The organism is Bradyrhizobium sp. i1.15.2, assembly GCF_040548425.1.
Classification (GTDB): domain Bacteria; phylum Pseudomonadota; class Alphaproteobacteria; order Rhizobiales; family Xanthobacteraceae; genus Bradyrhizobium; species Bradyrhizobium canariense.
Genome location: NZ_JBEPRQ010000006.1, coordinates 1 through 17,521, shown reverse-complemented (window position 1 = coordinate 17,521; position 17,521 = coordinate 1). Strand labels below are relative to the sequence as shown.

The window sequence follows — 17,521 nt, the reverse complement described above, 5'->3', positions numbered from 1 at the left end:
ATGATGCGCAAGTCCGAAAGTGGAGTGAGAGCCGGGGCCTGCGCTTCGTCGGTCGGAGCCGCGCTTTTGCTCGCCGCCTGTCTCGGCGTCGAGGTTGCGCAGGCGCAGGCGATCATGCGCACGCCGACGATTAGCGTCCCCTCCCGAATGCCCACGATTTCTCCCGGCGTCGCCGCACGCGTCAGTCCCGGTGTTGCCGCCAGAGCGGTGGCCGTCGGCCGCGGTCCGGGTCCGACCGTGACGACCAGGATTTCGGCGCGGATGGGACCGACGCCGGTGCTGCCTTATGCGCGCTACTCCCCGAACCTCTATCCCGCCTGTACCGCGCCCGATCGCGACGCCGCCGGCGAATGCCTGGCGCAGCAGAACGCAGGCGGCGATGGCTCGGGCAAATCGGGCAAGAAGACCGCCGCAAAGGGGCGCGGCAACAACACGCCTGTCGCCGCGGATCTGCGCACCTTCGCCGGCGAATTCGTCGCCGAGATCGACGGCGGGCTGTCGTTGACCCAGGCCGACGAGCTTGCGCGTCGCCATGGGCTGACCCGCGTGTCTTCCGAGAACTTTCCGCTGATCGGGGCAACGTTCGGACTGTTCCGCATCACCGACGGCCGGCCCTCCGCGACGGTGCGGCGCGAATTCGCGGCCGACGGCAGCGTGCGCTCGGTCCAGCCGAACTTCCGCTACCTGCTCCAGGACCAGAAATCGTCGGTGCCGACCGAGGGAGATCCCGCGCAGTATGCGCTGGCCAAGCTCCGCCTGCCGCAAGCACATACGCTGGCGCATGGTGCCAATGTGACGGTAGCCGTGATCGACTCCGGCATCGACGCCCAGCATCCGGAACTTGCCAATTCCATTGCCGATAATTTCGATGCGCTCGGCAGCGCCGAGGGCCCGCACATTCACGGCACCGGCATTGCCGGCGCCATCGTGGCGCATGCCAAGCTGATGGGCAGCGCGCCCGAGGCGCGCCTCATCGCCATCCGCGCCTTCGGCGGCACCACCGGCGGGGCCGAGAGCTCGTCCTACATCATCCTGCGCTCTCTGAACTATGCCGCCGAGCACGGCGCGCAGATCGTCAACATGAGCTTTGCCGGTCCCAAAGACGCGGTGATCGAGCGGGCCATCGCGGCGACCGCCGCGCGTGGCCTGGTGCTGATCGCAGCCGCCGGCAATGCCGGCGCGAAGTCGCCGCCGCTCTATCCGGCCGCCAATCCCAACGTGATCGCGGTCAGCGCGACCGACCAGCAGGACAGGCTGTTCACCGCCTCCAATCGTGGCAACTACATCGCGGTCGCGGCCCCCGGCGTCGATATCTTCCTGCCGGCGCCTGACGGCAAATATCAGATGACGTCGGGCACCTCGTTCTCTGCCGCCTATGTCTCCGGCGTCGCGGCGCTGCTGCTCGAGCGCAACTACGCCTTGAAGCCGGAAGCACTGCGCACGACGCTGGCGAAGACGGCGCGCGACCTCGGTTCACCGGGCCGTGATGATCTGTTCGGCGACGGCGAGGCCGACGCGTTTGCCGCGGTCATGGCCGTTCCCGCCGCCGGCGCGAGGCCGGTCGCGGCCGCGTCCGGTACAACAAAACGTGAAGATATCGAGAAGCGTCGCGACGAGCCTGGCATCCGCGCATTAGAGCAACCTTCGTTGTCGAGCACTGAGGATAAAGCCACGGTTTCTCAGGCGGATAAGCCGACGACGCGATAGCGGCTGCGACAACTTTGCGCGCAGCGCGAAGGTCGAAAAATCAAACGCCGCATTGAACGTTCGGCCCGCTGCCACGACCAAATTATGTGGGAGCGGTTATCCCTCCCCATAAGTCATATTAGGCGCGAGCGCCCATCCACCCCAAGCGCCCATATGGCTCGACCCGTCCGGTTGTCCCCCCGGACGGGTCTTTTCTTTTTGGACGTCCCATTCCTCGAAGCCCTGCGCGAGATCAGCTTCCGGTTGGAGATCGTGGTTCACCCATCGCCACCGCTCCGCCGGCACGCCGCAAGCGCGCTATGCTTGTGCGAAGCTTGACTCCAAAACGCCTTGAATCTCCGCACGACTACGGAGTTTGGCGACGAAAACATCGTCGTTGCTGGACAAGTCAAAACTTTTCCACAAAATATTCACGTCGCGTCTAAATTGATTCGTGTGCGTTGCGTCGCGTCCGTATTTTTCTCCTGACGGGCTGATTTATGACACATCGCCAAGAGGCTATTCGCGACGTGGCTATTGGCCGCGACGTTGCGGCACGCTGGTGCGCTCTCGCCGAGCAGCGGCTGGTGCATCTCTCCGAGATGTTCGAGACCGGACGCTGGCGCCGCTATCACTCCGAGATCGCATTTCTCGAAAACATCCAGGAAGCCAAGCTCGCCGTCCAGACCTGGCGCGCGCTTGCCACCGGCGCCGACGTCGCCACGGCGGCCGCGAGCGTGTCGCCCGCATTCGGCTGGTCGCCGGCGACGATGCCCCGCATGTTTCCGCGCGAGCAGCAGGCGCAGACCGTGCAACCGAAGGCCGTGCACATCGCCCCGGAGAGCGCCGTGCCGGTCAGGCTTGATCCGAAGCCGGGCGTTCTCGCCGAAATCTCCGAAGCCCCGGCCGCGCAGGTCGCCGCGCCTGCCCCGATGGCACCGCTCAGAGTGCCGGCTGCCATGGCGCCGCCCACCGCGCCCGTCGCGATGACGGGGCCCAAGGTGCCGGCCGCGACGGCAGCGCCCAAGGCGCTGGCGGCGATGGCGGCGCTTCTGCCGCAGTTCTCTCCGCCGGCAGCCGAAATTGTCGCAGCCCCCGAGCGCCTGGTCGAGTTCACCTTCAGCCTCGACGGCCTCGAAGCGAAGTACCCGCTGCTGCGGAACGCGTTCTAGCTTTCGGAAGCCAGAGGCGAAGGAACGGCACCTACCGCCGCACCGCATTCCCGCCGACGAGCAATTGCGCAAACCGCTGGGCGCCGTCCGCCGACAGATCGGACGTCACGGCGCTCGCATGATCGAGCCCGACCACGGCGCCGCGCGGGGTTTCCGAGATCATGTTGTTGTTGACGAGCGCGGTGCCTGCGCCGGGCACGACGGACACCCCGACGCCGGCCAGTGCCTTGCGGATCACGTTGCCCGTGATCGCGACGTCGCGGAGATATTTGCCCCAGCCGGCGACGATGCCGTAGGACGGCGCATTCTCGATGACGTTGCCGATGACCGATGAATCCGCCTCGATGTAGATGCCGATGCCGGCATCGTCATCCGGTGCGGTGCCGATCGGCCGCTTCGGGATCAGATTGCGGATGATGTTGCCCTGGACCACGGCGATGCGGCCGCCTTCGTTGAAATTGCAGACGGAGACGCCGACGGCGGCGCCGTCCACAATATTATTGGCGATCACCGCGGCCTCGAACGCGAACTCCGAATACAGCGCGACCTCGCGCACGTCGCTGACGCTGTTGCCGGTGATGTGGATGTTCGAGGCCGAGTTGCCGCGCACGGCGGAGTAATCGCAGTTCTTGATGCGATTGCCGCGCACGATGACGTTGCCGGCGCGGAACGCGTTGATGGCGTTGCCGTACTGGCCGGAGCCGCCGGGGCCGGCCTTGATGTCCTCGATGCGGTTATCAGTGACTAGCGTGCCGTCATCGCCGATAGCCGTGCGCAGGATCTCGATGCCGTTGTCGTTGGTGCCGGTGATGGTGTTGTGGGAGACGCTGAGTCCCCTGGCGTCGAACGACACCACCGCCGTCACCGCGATGTTGGTAAAGATGTTGCCCGAGATGTCGCCGGAGACCTGCTCGAGCCAGATACCGCTGCCGCCGGAGCCCGTGATTTCGCAACCGGTGATGCGGACGTCGCGCCCGCCGAGTACGTGGATCAGCCCGCGCCGCGTCGGCAGCGGAATGCCGCCGCCATCAAAGGTGATGCCGGAAAGGCCGATTGCATCGGAGCCGTCGCTCTGGATCGCCGATGCCCCGCCGGTGAAGACGAATTTTGTCGCGCCGCGCACGCCGATCAGTTGCGCGCCATTTGGCAACCGCAACAGTCCGCTGCGATAGATGCCGGGTGGCAGCGCCAGCGGCATCTGCGCGCGCGCGGCCTCGTCGATCGCACGCTGGAGCGCGCGGGTCTGATCCTCGCTGCTACCGGGTCGCACGCCATATTGCGTGGCGTCGCGGCCGAGCAGCGACGTCAGCGGCGCCGCACGCGCGGCGTCGGCCGGTATCGCGAGCGCGCCGGCGATGCCTGCGGTCGAAGCTCCGATGAGATTGCGGCGATTGAGGTCCATGGATGCGTCCTCCGGCGGACGCGGGGGTCCGCAGCGGTTAGGTAGCGCAGGGCCGCTGGTTGCGTGAGGATTGTTCGCGGTAGGGTTAAATGTTTACCGGAGAGACGGTCCGTAGGGTGGGCAAAGCGGAAGCGTGCCCACCATTCAGCGGCAGATCGGAACAAGTTGGTGGGCACGGCGCAAGCGCGCCTTTGCCCACCCTACGAAGTCGGTGTGTTGCGCCCCTTCCGTGCCAACTGCACCATCTCCATCAGCATCGCTTCCCCGGCGTCCACCAATTCCTCGAGCGTGATCCGCGGCGCGCCCTTGCGGCGCACGGCGCCACTGCGCGCGAGCAGGGGAATATGGATGAACGCGGCGAGCTTTGGCCCGCCGGCCCTGACGTTTTCGATCGCGCGCCAGCTCAGGTAATTGCAGAGATAGGCGCCGGCGTCGCGCGAGGGGCGCGCGTCGATGCCGGTGAGGCGGGCGGCGCGCAGCAGCCTTGCGGTGTGCGGGCCGAAAATCATCGCGTCCGCATTGCCGGCGATGCCGCGCTTGCTCGAGCGGGTCTTGGCGGCATCAGGCCAGAGCATGGTGACGGCGTTGCGCGCGCGGCTCTCGATGCGCAGATAGGGCGTGCGTGCGGCGAGGCCGAACATCAGCAGCGCATCGGGCTTCTCTTTCGCAAGCACCTCCGGCAATTGCCGGTCCACCGCGGCATAGGTGACCGGGAAGATGTGGCTGGAGATCGCGGCATCGTCGAGTGCGGGACGGCGCAATTGCGCCAGCCGGGCGACCAGCGGCTGGGTCGGATTGTAGGGCGCGCCGGGAAACGGGCCGAAGCCGGTGAGGAGAATGCGGAGCTTGTCGCTCATTGCAGCAACTCCAGGATCTTTTCGGCGGCGAGCGCCGGCGTGAGATGGCCGTCGGCGACCTCAGTCTCGATCTTCCGGACCTTGGTCCGCACCGACGCCTCGCTGCGCAACCGCGCCAGCATGCGCTGCTCCAGCATCGACCACATCCATTTCACCTGCTGCTCGCGCCGCCGTGCGGCGAAGTCGCCGGATGCAATCATCGCCTTGCGGTGATCGAGGACTTTCTGCCAGATCTTCGCGATACCGTCACCAGTCAGCGCCGAATAGGTCTCGACCGGCGGATGCCAGTGCTCGGAGCGCGGCGTCAGGATATGCAGCGCGCCGCGATAATCGGCGGCAGTGATGTTGGCGCGCTTGAGATTGTCGCCGTCGGCCTTGTTGATCGCGATCATGTCGGCGAGCTCGACCAGGCCCTTCTTGATGCCCTGCAATTCGTCGCCGCCGCCCGGCAGCATCAGGGCCAGGAAGAAATCGGTCATGTCGCAGACCGCGGTTTCGGACTGGCCGATGCCGACGGTCTCGACCAGCACGACGTCGAAGCCGGCCGCCTCGCACAGCAGCATCGCCTCGCGTGTCTTGGCCGCGACGCCGCCGAGCGTGCCGGAGGACGGCGAGGGGCGGATGAAGGCGTCGTCAGAGGCCGCGAGCCGGGCCATCCGCGTCTTGTCGCCGAGGATCGAGCCGCCGCTACGCGCCGAGGACGGATCGACCGCGAGCACCGCGACCTTGTGGCCTTGCTCGATGAGATGCGTTCCGAGCGCGTCGATGGTGGTGGATTTGCCGACGCCGGGCGAGCCGGTGATACCGACGCGCACTGCCCTGCCGGTATCGGGCAAGAGCATCTGCACCAGCTCGCGCGCCAGCGCCTGATGGTCGCTGCGCCGGCTCTCGACCAGCGTGATGGCCCGCGCCAGCGCCGCGCGGCTGCCGGCGCGGAGGTCATGGGCGAGGGATTTGATGTCGATGGATTTGCTACTGGTCATGATTGTCTTCGCGTCCGGCCGCTACCGACCCGACCCGCGAATGTGTCGCTCAGCACAGGATTTTAGCGGTGGAAGATGGATTTGGATAATGTCCCAAACGATCTCGGCTTTCGTCATATGGTAGGCGTGGCGCAGCAGATTTCCGAAATCGATCATTTTGCGCCAGTCGATCCCTGGCTCGGCTCGCTTTACGTCATCTGGAATGGATCTCGAAGCCTCACATACGATCTCGAGAAGACGTTCGATTGCCAGGCGAGCGGTTTTTTCAGAGACGAATTGCTCAAATGTGGAGCCCTTCACGACACTTTCGATGTCGGTGATGGCTTCCAGGATATCTCGCAGTCGGTCTTCCACGGTCGGCGGCATTCAGAAGACCTCGATCAGATCATCTGCGATGCGTTCGGCGATGCGCGGCTTCAGCAGGTCCCGCATCGATATCTGGGCCTGAAGGCCAAGATGGTCTTCGATCAAGTGCAGGACCTTAAAGTAATCGAACCGTGGCGCTTCCTCACGCGAGGTCGTCTCGACCAGGACGTCGAGATCGCTGTCGGGGCGGGCGTCGCCTCGCGCGCGCGATCCAAACAAGTAAAGGTGCGTGATTCCGGCAGCTCTCAGATCGGGAGCGAGCTCCCTGAGCTTCCCTATGAGTGTCTGGACTGGAATATCTGCGACCTCGGTCATGACCAGATGTTAGCACAGAGCAGCCGCCCGTCCCAGTATCGGGCGGGTCGGCTCAGCCCTCGGTGGGGCAGGCGAGGGCCCGCCCGCCCGATATCACCGGGATGTCGCCGCCACCCCGGTCCGCACCGGTTTCACCTTGCGCCACGCCCAGACCAGCACCGGCCACAGCAGCGCCCCGATCGCCATGGCGGCGAGGATCGCGGCCACGGGGCGCTCGAAAAACGGCAGGATGCTGCCGTCCGACTTGATCAACGAGGTCACAAAAGCCTGCTCGACCATGGTGCCCATGACGATGCCGAGCACCATCGCGGCGACGGGATAGCCGTTGGCTTCCATGACATAGCCGATCACGCCGAAGGCGGCGACGGTGACGATGCCGAACATGTTGTTGCCGATCGCGAACGAGCCGACCGCGCAGCACAGCATGATGATCGGCATGATGGCGGAGCGCGGTGCCAGCAGGATGTAGGCGGCAACCCGGATCATGGCGATGCCGAGCGGGATCATCAGGATGTTCGCGATGATGAACATCAGATAGATCGCGTACATGCTCGACGCTTTCTCGGTGAACAGCGTCGGCCCGGGGTTCAGCCCCTTCATGTAGAGCACGCCGATCGCGATCGCGGCGATGGTGTCGCCGGGGATGCCGAACAGCAGCGACGGCACCCAGCCCGAGGCGATGCTGGCATTGTTGCTGGCGCCGGCCTCGACCAGGCCTTCGACATGGCCGGTGCCGAATTTCTCCGGTTCCTTGGAGAAGCGCTTCGACATTGCATAGGAAACCCAGGCGGCCATGTCGGCGCCGGCCCCGGGCAGCACGCCGATGATGATCCCGACGATGTTTCCGCGCGTCATCTGCCAATGGTATTTCTTGGTCAGCTTCCACTGGCCGGCCATGATGCTCCCGAATTTGCGCCGCGGCAGCGGCGGCGGCTCGGGAGTCAGCATCGCGCGCATGACCTGGGCCACTGCGAATACGCCGACCAGCGCGGGGATCGGCTCGATGCCGCCGAACAGATCGGTGAGGCCGAAGGTGAAGCGCGGCACGCCGCCGGGATTCTCGATGCCGACGCAGGAGACCAGCAGGCCGAGGAACATGCCGGCGATCGCCTTCACCGGCGAGGAGCGCGCCACCAGCGTCGCGCACATCAGGCCGAGCAGCGCCAGCCAGAAATACTCGAAGGTCGAGAACGACAGCGCGATCTCGGCCAGCGGCGGCGCCAGGATCATCAGCGACAGCACGCCGGCGATGCCGCCGACGGCCGAGAACCACACGCCGGCCCCGAGCGCCAGCTCGGCCTGTCCCTTGCGGGTCATGGCGTAAGCCTCGTCGGCATAGGCGGCGGACGCTGGCGTGCCGGGGATGCGCAGCAGCGCCCCGGGGATGTCGCCGGAGAAGATCGCCATCGAGGACGCGGCGACGATGGTCGCGATCGCCGCGATCGGCGAGAGATAGAAGGTGACGGGGACGAGCAAGGCGGTTGCCATCGTCGCCGACAAGCCCGGCAGCGAGCCGATCACGAGCCCGTACACCGAGGCTGCGAACATCGCGATGATGACCTCCCAGGTGGAGATCAGTGCGAACGCTTCAATCAGGGTTTTCAGCATGGGATCACCAGGGCGTCGGCAACAGGCCGGCGGGAAGCGGCACGCGCAGCAGCTTGCCGAAGATCAGGTGGATAGCGAACGGCGACAGCGCTGCGAGCGGCAGCGCCAGCTTCCACTTCGCCCCCAACGCGGTCGAGGTGACGTAGACCATGATCGCCGCGGTTATGATGAAGCCGAGCCGGTCGGCCGCCACCACGTAGAACAGCAGCAGCGCCGGCGGCAGCAGCGCGCGCAGGCCGTACAACTTTCCCTGCGGCGGCGGGGCAGCCGCTAGCTGGCCATCCTCGAGCGGGATCAGCTCTTCCGCGTCCTCGAAGGTGTGGCCGATCCCGAACACGATCGCGAGCCCGCACAGCGCCAGCCCAATGCCGATCACGAGCGGAAATACGTTGGGGCCGACCGGCTGCCCGGGCACCGGCGGCAGCAGCCAGCCGCCATAGGCGGCTGCTGTGCCGAGCACGACGAGAAACGATCCCGTGACGGAGTCGGGAAGGCGCATGGGAGAATCCTATGAGATTTCTTCTCCCTCGCCCCGTTCTTACGGGGAGAGGGGTGGGGTGAGGGGCTGCGTCCACGATGGAGGTGAAAGCCGGACTCGCGGAGCCGCGTCCTCACCCGAATTTGCGCTGCGCTCAAATCGACCTCTCCCCCGCAAGCGGGGAGAGGTGACAAATCACGCCTTGCTCAGACCCGCCGCCTTCATCGCTTCGCCCATCTGGGCGTCGCCCTTGTCCATGAAGCTTGCGAACTGGCCGGCATCGCCCCACACGGTGCCGAAGCCCCGATTGCCCATGAAGTCCTTGAACTCGGCGGAGTCATAAACCTTCTGCAGCGCCGCGGTGAGCTTCGTTGCGATCTCCGGCGGCAGGCTCTTCGGCGCGCCGATGCCGCGCCAGGCGCCGGTCGCGTAGTCGATGCCCATCGCCTCCTTCAGCGTCGGCACGTCCTTGAAGATTGGATTGCGCGCCGGCGCCATGATGGCAAGGCTCCTGGCCTTGCCGGCCTCGATGATGGCGCGGGCTTCCGGCACCGAGCAGGTGGTGAGGTCGAGGCCGCCGGCGGCGAGGTCCTGCATCGCGGGTGCGGCGCCGTTCGACGGAACCCAGGCGACCTGGTTGGCGGGCAGGCCCATCGCCTGCATCCAGCCGACCAGCGCGAGATGCCAGATGCCGCCCTGGCCGGTGCCGGAGGCCTTGAACTTGCCGGGAGGGGCCGCCTTGATGGCTTCCGCGAGTTCCTTCACCGTCTTGTAAGGCGAGGAGGAGGAGACCTGGATGCCCGGGGGATCTTCGTTCATCAGCGCGAGCGGGGTGTAGCTCTTCGGCGCCAGCTCGGTCAGCCCTTGCCAGTGCATCATCGAGATTTCGACCGTGAGCATGCCGATGGTGTAGCCGTCGGGCTGCGCGGTCGCGATCGCGGTATGGCCGACGACGCCGGAGCCGCCGGTGCGATTGACCACGTTGAAGGGCTGGCCGAAATCCTTCTCCAGCAGCGCTGCGACAATGCGCGCAGTCGCGTCGGTGCCGCCGCCCGCGCCCCAGGGCACGATCACGGTGACGGGCCGCGCCGGATAGGCTTGTGCAAGTGCGGGTGTGAGGCCGAATGCGGCGGATGCCGCAACCGCAGCGGAAGAGGCCGCAAAGGTGCGGCGCGTAATCTTGGACATCAATGCCTCCCAGCGGCGCCCATGACGTCAGGCGCTCTTGTCAATGGCGACATTCTAGTCGGCTTTGCAGCGCGGCTGCAAGGCAACGCGACCAGCGCTTAGAGAGCTACGCGGCGTTGCTCACGACGGGATCACTGCGGCTCGTCCGCGTCGCCCTTTGGCCGTGTGCCACCGAAGACGCGGGTGCCTTCCGCGCTGAGATAGGGCTTCAGCGTTTCCCACGGCACGAATGCGACATATTCGCCCTCGGCGTAAGGGCCGACTGCGTAGGGCGGGTAGTGGAAAGTGAGGCCGGAACTCTTGCCCGCGTCGGTTGAAGGCGCGAGCGTCACCGCGCCGATCTTGAGCAGGCTCGGCTCCACGCTCTTGAACCATTCGTCGGTCGCGGTCTCGCTGGTATCGCGCTTCTTCTTCTCGATCTTCAACGATGCGATCACCGCCTTCATCATTGCCTTCATGGCCGCGCCGTTGTCGGCGGTCTCGGCGAAGAACGGGCGGATGGAGATGCGCTTGTTCTCCGCCTTGTCCCACAGGACCGTGTTCACATCGGAATTGGGATGGGCACCGTGGGTGTCCATATAGTCGTTGCGCAGGATGCTGACATAGCGGTCGGCAACGACGGAGCGGACCGCATATTTGCGCTCGAAGTCCCAGCCGCCATCCCTGAAGAATTGCGGATCCTCTTTGCGCGAGGCGGCGGCTTCTGCCGCGTTCTTGTCGATCCACTTCTTGCCTTCAATCAGGCAGTCGGCCGCCAGCGCCGCATCGACCTTGACCTTGTCGTCGAGGAAGACGCGGGCTTCGATGCTCTTGGTATTGATGACCGCGTCGGGCTTGGGGTCGGCAGCATGGGCAGTAGCCAACAACGCGCTGCAGGCTGCGACCAAAGTTAGCGCGCGCATCAACGCTGGCGCGGAAAATATCACGCACTGTCCTTTCGAAGATCGATGGCGACCTACTCCGCCGCCTCGCTATGCCCGAGCCGGGCGTTCAGCTTGCGGATCAGCTCCTCGGCCGCGTCCGCGATCACCGTGCCCGGCGGGAAGATGGCTTCGGCGCCGGCCGCGTAGAGCGCGTCGTAATCCTGCGGCGGCACCACGCCGCCGACGATGATCATGATGTCGTCGCGGCCCTGCTTCTTCAGCGCGGCCTTCAATTCCGGTACGGCTGTGAGATGGGCAGCGGCGAGCGAGGAGACGCCGAGGATGTGGACGTCGTTCTCGACAGCTTGCCGCGCGGCTTCGTCGGCAGTCGCGAACAGCGGCCCGATGTCGACGTCGAAGCCGATATCGGCGAATGCCGACGCGATCACCTTCTGGCCGCGGTCGTGACCGTCCTGGCCGATCTTTGCGACCAGGATGCGCGGGCGGCGGCCTTCCGCCTCCTCGAAGGCGTCGATCAGCGCCTGAACCTTCTCGACCCGGTTACCCATGCTGGACGCCTCCCGCTTGTAGACGCCGGTGATGGATTTGATCTCGGCGCGGTGCCGGCCGAACACCTTCTCCATCGCGTCCGAGATCTCCCCGACGGTTGCCTTCGCGCGCGCGGCGTCGATCGCCAGCGCCAACAGATTGCCGTTGCCTTCGCCGGCCGAGCGCGTCAGCGCGGCGAGCGCGGCCTCGACGTCCTTCTGGTTGCGTTCGGATTTCAGCCGCGTCAGCTTGTCGATCTGGAGCCGGCGGACATTGGTATTGTCGACCTTGAGAATATCGATCGGAGCTTCGTCGGTCGGCTTGTATTTGTTGACCCCGATCACCGCCTGCTTGCCGGCATCGATGCGGGCCTGGGTCTTGGCCGAGGCTTCCTCGATGCGCAGCTTCGGTACGCCGGCCTCGATCGCCTTGGCCATGCCGCCGAGCTCCTCGACCTCCTGGATGTGGCTCCAGGCCTTGGCGGCGAGGTCGCGCGTGAGACGCTCGACGTAATACGAACCGCCCCAGGGATCGATGATGCGGGTGGTGCCGCTCTCCTGCTGCAGGAACAGCTGGGTGTTGCGGGCGATACGCGCGGAGAAATCGGTCGGCAGCGCCAGCGCCTCGTCGAGCGCGTTGGTGTGCAGCGACTGGGTGTGACCCTGCGTCGCCGCCATCGCTTCCACCGTCGTGCGCATCACGTTGTTGAAGACGTCCTGCGCGGTCAGCGACCAGCCGGATGTCTGGCAATGCGTGCGCAGTGACAGCGAGCGCGGATCCTTCGGATTGAAAGGCTTGAGCAGTTTCGCCCAGAGCAGCCGCGCGGCGCGCATCTTGGCCACTTCCATGAAGAAGTTCATCCCGGTCGCCCAGAAGAACGACAGCCGCGGCGCGAAGCGGTCGACATCGAGGCCCGCGGCAAGGCCGGCACGAAGATATTCGACGCCGTCAGCCAGCGTATAGGCGAGCTCGAGGTCCTGCGTCGCCCCGGCCTCCTGCATGTGATAGCCGGAGATCGAGATCGAATTGTATTTCGGCATTTTTTGCGAGGTGTACGCGAAAATGTCCGAGATGATCCGCATCGAAGGCGCGGGCGGATAGATGTAGGTATTGCGCACCATGAACTCTTTCAGAATGTCGTTCTGAATGGTCCCTGAGAGCTTCTCCGGCGGCACGCCCTGTTCCTCGGCGGCCGCAACGTAGAGCGCGAGGATCGGCAGCACCGCGCCGTTCATGGTCATGGACACGCTCATCTGGTCGAGCGGAATGCCCGCAAACAGCGTGCGCATGTCGTAGATGGAATCGATGGCAACGCCGGCCATACCGACGTCGCCGCCGACACGCGGATGGTCGCTGTCATAGCCGCGATGGGTGGCGAGATCGAACGCGACCGAGAGGCCCTTCTGTCCGGCAGCGAGATTGCGGCGGTAGAACGCGTTGGAATCCTCCGCGGTGGAGAAGCCGGCATATTGCCGCACAGTCCAGGGCTGGTTGACATACATGGTGGGGTAGGGGCCGCGCAGATAAGGCGCGATGCCCGGGTAGGTCTCGAGGAAATCGAGTCCGGCGAGATCGGCTTCACCATAGGCGGGCTTCACCAGAATGCCCTCAGGCGTCAGCCACGGCTCGGCGCTGCCGGTCGGGGCGCCGGTGGCGGCGCGCTCGAAGGCGACGTCGGCGAAATTGGGGATGCGGCTCATGCTTTCAACCATATCATAGGCGCTTAATCATGATCCGGATGCTGATGGCTGACGATGGTCGCCATCTTCTCCGGTCCGTAATTCTGCTGCGTGGTCTGGCTTGGTAGATTGGCGATCCCGACCACCCAGCCGAGACGGGACTCGGTGCCGAACTGCCGCGTCGGCACCACGTGGTCGGGGCGGTCGAACGCGCCGGTCATGATCTCAATGCGGTCGCCGTCGATGCGGCCAAAGCTCAGCGGCGTGCCGCAGGCGGCGCAAAAGCCGCGCTCGGCGATCGAGGAGGAGCGGAAGAACGAGGGCTGCCCCTTGGTCCAGGCAAAGTCAGTCTTGTTGACGTCGGCAAAAGAGGCGAACGGCGCGCCGCTGGCCTTCTGGCACATCCGGCAGTGGCAGATCGAAACCCTGTTCGGCGCCGTCATGACTCCGAAGCGCACTGCCCCGCATTGGCAGCCGCCGGTGAGAACGGGTTTGCCTGCTTCCGTCATGGCTGCTCCATCCGTCGATACGTGTCTTGCAGCGTCGCAAGCGCATCACCACCGGCAAAGACGAAGCCGGTGACGCCGGCTGCACGCAGCGCCGCCTCGGCATCGGTCGGGCGGCCTGCCAGATAGATAAGTCGGGCCCCGGCGGTTTGCAGGGCCTGCGCCGCGGCTTCGGCATGTTCCGCATACACCTTGTCACTGGAACAAAGGCAGGCGAGCCCGGCGCCGGAGGCCTTGAAGGCGGCAGCCAACTGGGCCGGATCGGCGAAGCCCTCGCTGTCGACGGCCTGGATGCCGCCGGTCTCGAACAAGCTCTTGGCAAAGGTCGCGCGAGCCGTGAAATCGGCGGGCGTGCCGAGATTGGCCAAGAACACTTTCGGCCGCGCGCCGCGGGCCTTCAAGGCCGCATCGGATTTGTCCCGCAGCGCCTCGAACGGTTCCGCAAGCCGGATCGGCGGCAGCGCGTCGAACTTGTATTTTTGCTCGCCATAAGGCACCAGCGCGATCGGGGTCGCCTTCAGCACCGTCGTCTCGTTCTCGTGCAGGTTCGGAAACTCGCTGGCGCCGGTCAGCACGTCGCGGCGTTTTGCGATGTTGGCGTCGCGGGCTTTTCGCGCGGCCGCGACCTTGCTCTGGAACAGGCCCTGCTGAAGCGCAGCGAAGGCGCCGCCGGCTTTCTCGGTCTCCTGGAATAGCGCCCAGGCCGCGTCGCAGAGCTGCGCGGTCAGCGTCTCGATGCCGCCTGCGCCTGCCGCGGGATCGCTGACCTTGGCGAGATTGCTCTCTTCCAGCAGCACGGCTTGCGTATTGCGCGCCACGCGCCGCGCGAACGGATCGGGCAGGCCGAGCGCCAGCGTATGCGGCAGCACGGTGATCGCGTTGGCGCCGGCGAGTCCGGCCGCAAACGTCGCCATGGTCGCGCGCAGCATGTTCACATAGGGATCGCGCTGCGTCAGCATGCGCCAAGCGGTATCGGCGACGATGAACAGCGGTTTTGGCGCGAGCCCGCACGCCGTCTCGATACGCGCCCACAGCAGTCGCAAGGCGCGGAATTTTGCCATGGTGAGGAACTGATCTGCATCCGCGGCAAGCCGCGCATAGACCATGCCCTGCGCCTGCTCCAGCGGAACGCCGGCGCCTTCGAACGCGCGCAAATAGGCGATGCCGCAGGCGAGCACGAAGGCGAGCTCCTGCGCCTCCGAGCCGCCGGCATCGTGGATCACGCGTCCGTCGGCCGAAGCGAACGGACCCTTGAAGCCGAGCGCGGCCAGGCCCTTGATGCCGCCGGTGACGGCCGGAACGATCTCATCCCAAGTATAGGGGCTGTGGCCCCACACCGCGGCGGCCGCGAGCGGGTCGAGGCCGAAGCGGATGTCGCAGGCGGCGGGATCGATGCCATTGCTCTTCACATATTCCGCGACGTGGATCGCCGCCATCCGCGATTGCGGACCGATCTCGAGCTCCAGCCCGATGCCGGCATCGAGATGGATATCCTTCAAGATCTTTGCGACTGCGTCCGCGGTCGGTTCCAGCCCGAAACCGTGAGCGGCATTGCCGCCGGCGAACACCAGCGCAAGCCCTGTCGCGCCATTTTCGAGATCGGTCAGTGCCTGCGCATTCGCCGCACTTGCATCGGGATGGTCGATCCGCTGCATGATCTGCCAGGGCGCCGCCGCCGGCCGCCCCACCACGGGCGCAACACCTTTGGCGCGCGGATAGAGCGGCTCGATCTTGAGTCCGTCATAGGTCTTGCCGACCAGCTTCTCGAACGGCGCGCCCTTCAGCACGCCATCGACCAGCTTGCGCCAGTCTTCGACGGTCGCCTTGGGAAAATCCGCCGCCAGCGGCAGGTCGTCAGTCGCGGAGGTCATGCGGCGAGGGGCTCCCGAAAATCTTGTTGTTCGCAGGCGAAATTGCCACGGCCGGCCGTCCCTGCAAACGGTTGTTTTTGGTTAACCGGTATCCGGAAGCCGCTCAATGCCTTGTGTCGAGACGCTGGCGAGACCGTCATGGACACGAATGCCTGCGATCACGCGGTCGGGCGCGATCTCGGCCAGCGGCACCAGCACAAAGGCGCGCTCGAACAGGCGCGGATGCGGCAGGGTCAGATCGGGTTTCTGCATCGAGACGTCGTCATACGCGATCATGTCGAGATCGAGCGTGCGCGGGCCCCAGCGCCGCTCCTTATCGCGCATGCGGCCGAATTTCTGCTCGACCTTCTGCATCACGAACAGCAGCGCATGCGGATCGAGATCGGTCTCGATCTCGACGCAGGCGTTGATGAAGGGAGCCTGGTCCTCGTCGCCCCAGGGCGGCGTCGCATAGTCCGACGAGCGCGCGATCAACGCCGCCTGCGCCATGCCGCAGATATGGGCGATCGCCTTCTGGAAGGTCGCGCGGACATCGCCGACATTGCCGCCGAGCGCGATCAGGACGCTTGCCATGTCAGGGGTGCCGCGAGCGCGTCAGCATGACGCCGACGTCGTCGAAGATCGCGGCGATCGGCGCATGCGGCTTGTGCACGGTGATCTTGACCGCACGGATGCGCGGAAAGTGCGACAGGATGGCGTCGGCGACCGCGCCGGCCGCGCGCTCCAGCAGCTTGTAGTTGGTGTTCTTGAAGGCCGCGGTGGTGGTCGCCACGACGTCGGCGTAGGACACGGTGTCGGCGAGCCGGTCGCTGCGGGAAGGCTCCGACAGGTCGGTATAGAGCTCGAGGTCGATGACGAAGCGCTGGCCGACTTCCGTTTCGTGCTCCATCACGCCGTGGCGGGCATGGATCGACAGACCGCTCACGAAGATCGTATCGGTCATGGCTTGCTCTCGATTGCGTGCGCCACTCGCAGGGCCTGCAAGGTCTCGGCGACGTCGTGGGTGCGGATGATTTTCGCGCCGCGCTGCGCGGCGATCAGATGCGCGGCGATCGAGCCGGCGAGCCGCTCTGTCGGCTCCGACGGCGACACCGAGGCGATGAAGCGTTTTCGCGAGGCACCAACGAGGATCGGCAGGCCGAACATGTCGAATTCACGCAGCCGCGCTAGCGCGGTCATGCTCTGTTCGGCCGTCTTGCCGAAGCCGATGCCGGGATCGAGCACGATCTTGTCGCGGGCGATGCCGGCTTGCGTCGCGATATCCAGCGAGCGCTGAAAGAACGCCTTCATATCCGCAATGATGTCGATGGCGGGATCGACGCTGTCGCGGTTGTGCATGACGATGACGGGGACGCCCTTCGCGGCCACCGTCGGCGCCATGCCGGCATCGCGCTGCAGGCCCCAGACGTCGTTGGCGATCGCCGCGCCCTGGGCGAGCGCGAAGGCCACGACTTCCGCCTTCATGCTGTCGATCGAGACCGGCACGCCGAGCGCCACGATGTCCGATAGCACCGGCCTCAGCCGCGCCAGTTCGTCTTCCGCCGTGACCGGCCGGGCGCCCTTGTAGGGCCGGGTGGACTCGGCACCGATATCGATGATGTCGACCCCGGCCTCGATCATCGCCCGTGCCCGCGCGAGCGCCTGCTCGGGCGCGATGAATTCGCCGCCGTCGGAGAATGAATCCGGGGTGACGTTGAGCACGCCCATCACCGCCGGGATCGGCCGCTCCAGCAGCGTCCGCAGCACGTCAGGCCCGACTGAACCGGCCGCCGGGACGGATGGGGAGGGCGAGGCATTCATGCGGCCCGCTTTAGCGGTCGGGGAGGGGGAGTCAAGACGGGAAGGCGTGGGTTGCCAGCGTTGGGCAGGGCGTTGCACACCCTCGCTGTCATTGCCCGCGAAGTGTTTAGACCGGACAGATCACTGACAGGTGTTCGGAGACATAGCTGACACATCAAAATGGGCTGGTCTGGTCGATTCGGGAGGCCGTCCATGCCC

Annotated in this window: 17 protein-coding genes; 2 read left to right on the top strand and 15 right to left on the bottom strand. The window is 65.8% G+C overall.

Features of this window, described 5'->3' with window-relative positions; all coding sequences use genetic code 11:
- Positions 1 to 1,707: a S8 family serine peptidase gene (locus ABIB80_RS13360; protein WP_354127632.1), complete on the top strand. Its 1,707-nt coding sequence runs from the start codon at positions 1 to 3 to the stop codon at positions 1,705 to 1,707.
- A 509-nt stretch (positions 1,708 to 2,216) separates the two neighbouring features.
- A complete protein-coding gene (locus tag ABIB80_RS13355) occupies positions 2,217 to 2,858 on the top strand; it encodes a TIGR03809 family protein (protein WP_354127784.1) in 642 nt (213 codons plus the stop codon).
- A gap of 31 nt (positions 2,859 to 2,889) precedes the next feature.
- Here the strand turns inward: ABIB80_RS13355 and ABIB80_RS13350 are convergent, their stop codons facing one another.
- From ABIB80_RS13350 to folP, 15 genes are all read right to left on the bottom strand, one after another.
- Complete coding sequence (locus ABIB80_RS13350; RefSeq protein ID WP_354127631.1) at positions 2,890 to 4,260, bottom strand: TIGR03808 family TAT-translocated repetitive protein; 1,371 nt, start codon at positions 4,258 to 4,260, stop codon at positions 2,890 to 2,892.
- Positions 4,261 to 4,460: 200 nt separating this feature from the next.
- Positions 4,461 to 5,117: a pyroglutamyl-peptidase I gene (locus ABIB80_RS13345; RefSeq protein ID WP_007593573.1), complete on the bottom strand. Its 657-nt coding sequence runs from the start codon at positions 5,115 to 5,117 to the stop codon at positions 4,461 to 4,463.
- On the bottom strand, positions 5,114 to 6,100 hold the full coding sequence (gene meaB, locus ABIB80_RS13340; RefSeq protein WP_007593571.1) for a methylmalonyl Co-A mutase-associated GTPase MeaB: 987 nt from the start codon (positions 6,098 to 6,100) through the stop codon (positions 5,114 to 5,116). The genes ABIB80_RS13345 and meaB overlap by 4 nt, the downstream gene beginning before the upstream one ends.
- Before the next feature lie 21 nt (positions 6,101 to 6,121).
- Positions 6,122 to 6,466, bottom strand: a complete 345-nt coding sequence (locus tag ABIB80_RS13335) for a HepT-like ribonuclease domain-containing protein (protein ID WP_007593569.1) — start codon at positions 6,464 to 6,466, stop codon at positions 6,122 to 6,124.
- On the bottom strand, positions 6,467 to 6,781 hold the full coding sequence (locus ABIB80_RS13330) for a nucleotidyltransferase family protein (RefSeq protein ID WP_219684879.1): 315 nt from the start codon (positions 6,779 to 6,781) through the stop codon (positions 6,467 to 6,469).
- A 93-nt stretch (positions 6,782 to 6,874) separates the two neighbouring features.
- Positions 6,875 to 8,389, bottom strand: a complete 1,515-nt coding sequence (locus ABIB80_RS13325; RefSeq protein ID WP_219684878.1) for a tripartite tricarboxylate transporter permease — start codon at positions 8,387 to 8,389, stop codon at positions 6,875 to 6,877.
- Between the two features lie 4 nt (positions 8,390 to 8,393).
- Positions 8,394 to 8,888, bottom strand: a complete 495-nt coding sequence (locus ABIB80_RS13320; protein ID WP_007593565.1) for a tripartite tricarboxylate transporter TctB family protein — start codon at positions 8,886 to 8,888, stop codon at positions 8,394 to 8,396.
- 174 nt (positions 8,889 to 9,062) lie between these two features.
- Positions 9,063 to 10,055 (bottom strand): tripartite tricarboxylate transporter substrate binding protein, encoded by a 993-nt coding sequence (locus ABIB80_RS13315; RefSeq protein ID WP_354127630.1) that lies wholly within the window; start codon positions 10,053 to 10,055, stop codon positions 9,063 to 9,065.
- Between the two features lie 131 nt (positions 10,056 to 10,186).
- Positions 10,187 to 10,957, bottom strand: a complete 771-nt coding sequence (locus ABIB80_RS13310; protein ID WP_354127783.1) for an RsiV family protein — start codon at positions 10,955 to 10,957, stop codon at positions 10,187 to 10,189.
- Between the two features lie 53 nt (positions 10,958 to 11,010).
- Positions 11,011 to 13,167, bottom strand: a complete 2,157-nt coding sequence (scpA, locus tag ABIB80_RS13305) for a methylmalonyl-CoA mutase (protein ID WP_354127629.1) — start codon at positions 13,165 to 13,167, stop codon at positions 11,011 to 11,013.
- Positions 13,168 to 13,190: 23 nt separating this feature from the next.
- On the bottom strand, positions 13,191 to 13,655 hold the full coding sequence (locus ABIB80_RS13300; RefSeq protein ID WP_007593552.1) for a GFA family protein: 465 nt from the start codon (positions 13,653 to 13,655) through the stop codon (positions 13,191 to 13,193).
- On the bottom strand, positions 13,652 to 15,523 hold the full coding sequence (locus tag ABIB80_RS13295; RefSeq protein ID WP_354127628.1) for a methylmalonyl-CoA mutase family protein: 1,872 nt from the start codon (positions 15,521 to 15,523) through the stop codon (positions 13,652 to 13,654). The genes ABIB80_RS13300 and ABIB80_RS13295 overlap by 4 nt, the downstream gene beginning before the upstream one ends.
- Before the next feature lie 81 nt (positions 15,524 to 15,604).
- Positions 15,605 to 16,096 carry a 2-amino-4-hydroxy-6-hydroxymethyldihydropteridine diphosphokinase gene (gene folK, locus ABIB80_RS13290; RefSeq protein ID WP_007593548.1) on the bottom strand — a complete coding sequence of 164 codons (492 nt, stop codon included), beginning with the start codon at positions 16,094 to 16,096 and terminating at the stop codon, positions 15,605 to 15,607.
- Position 16,097: 1 nt separating this feature from the next.
- A complete protein-coding gene (folB, locus tag ABIB80_RS13285) occupies positions 16,098 to 16,466 on the bottom strand; it encodes a dihydroneopterin aldolase (RefSeq protein ID WP_007593547.1) in 369 nt (122 codons plus the stop codon).
- On the bottom strand, positions 16,463 to 17,323 hold the full coding sequence (gene folP / locus ABIB80_RS13280; RefSeq protein ID WP_007593545.1) for a dihydropteroate synthase: 861 nt from the start codon (positions 17,321 to 17,323) through the stop codon (positions 16,463 to 16,465). Before folP ends, folB begins: the two co-directional genes overlap by 4 nt.
- Between the last annotated feature and the right edge of the window lie 198 nt (positions 17,324 to 17,521).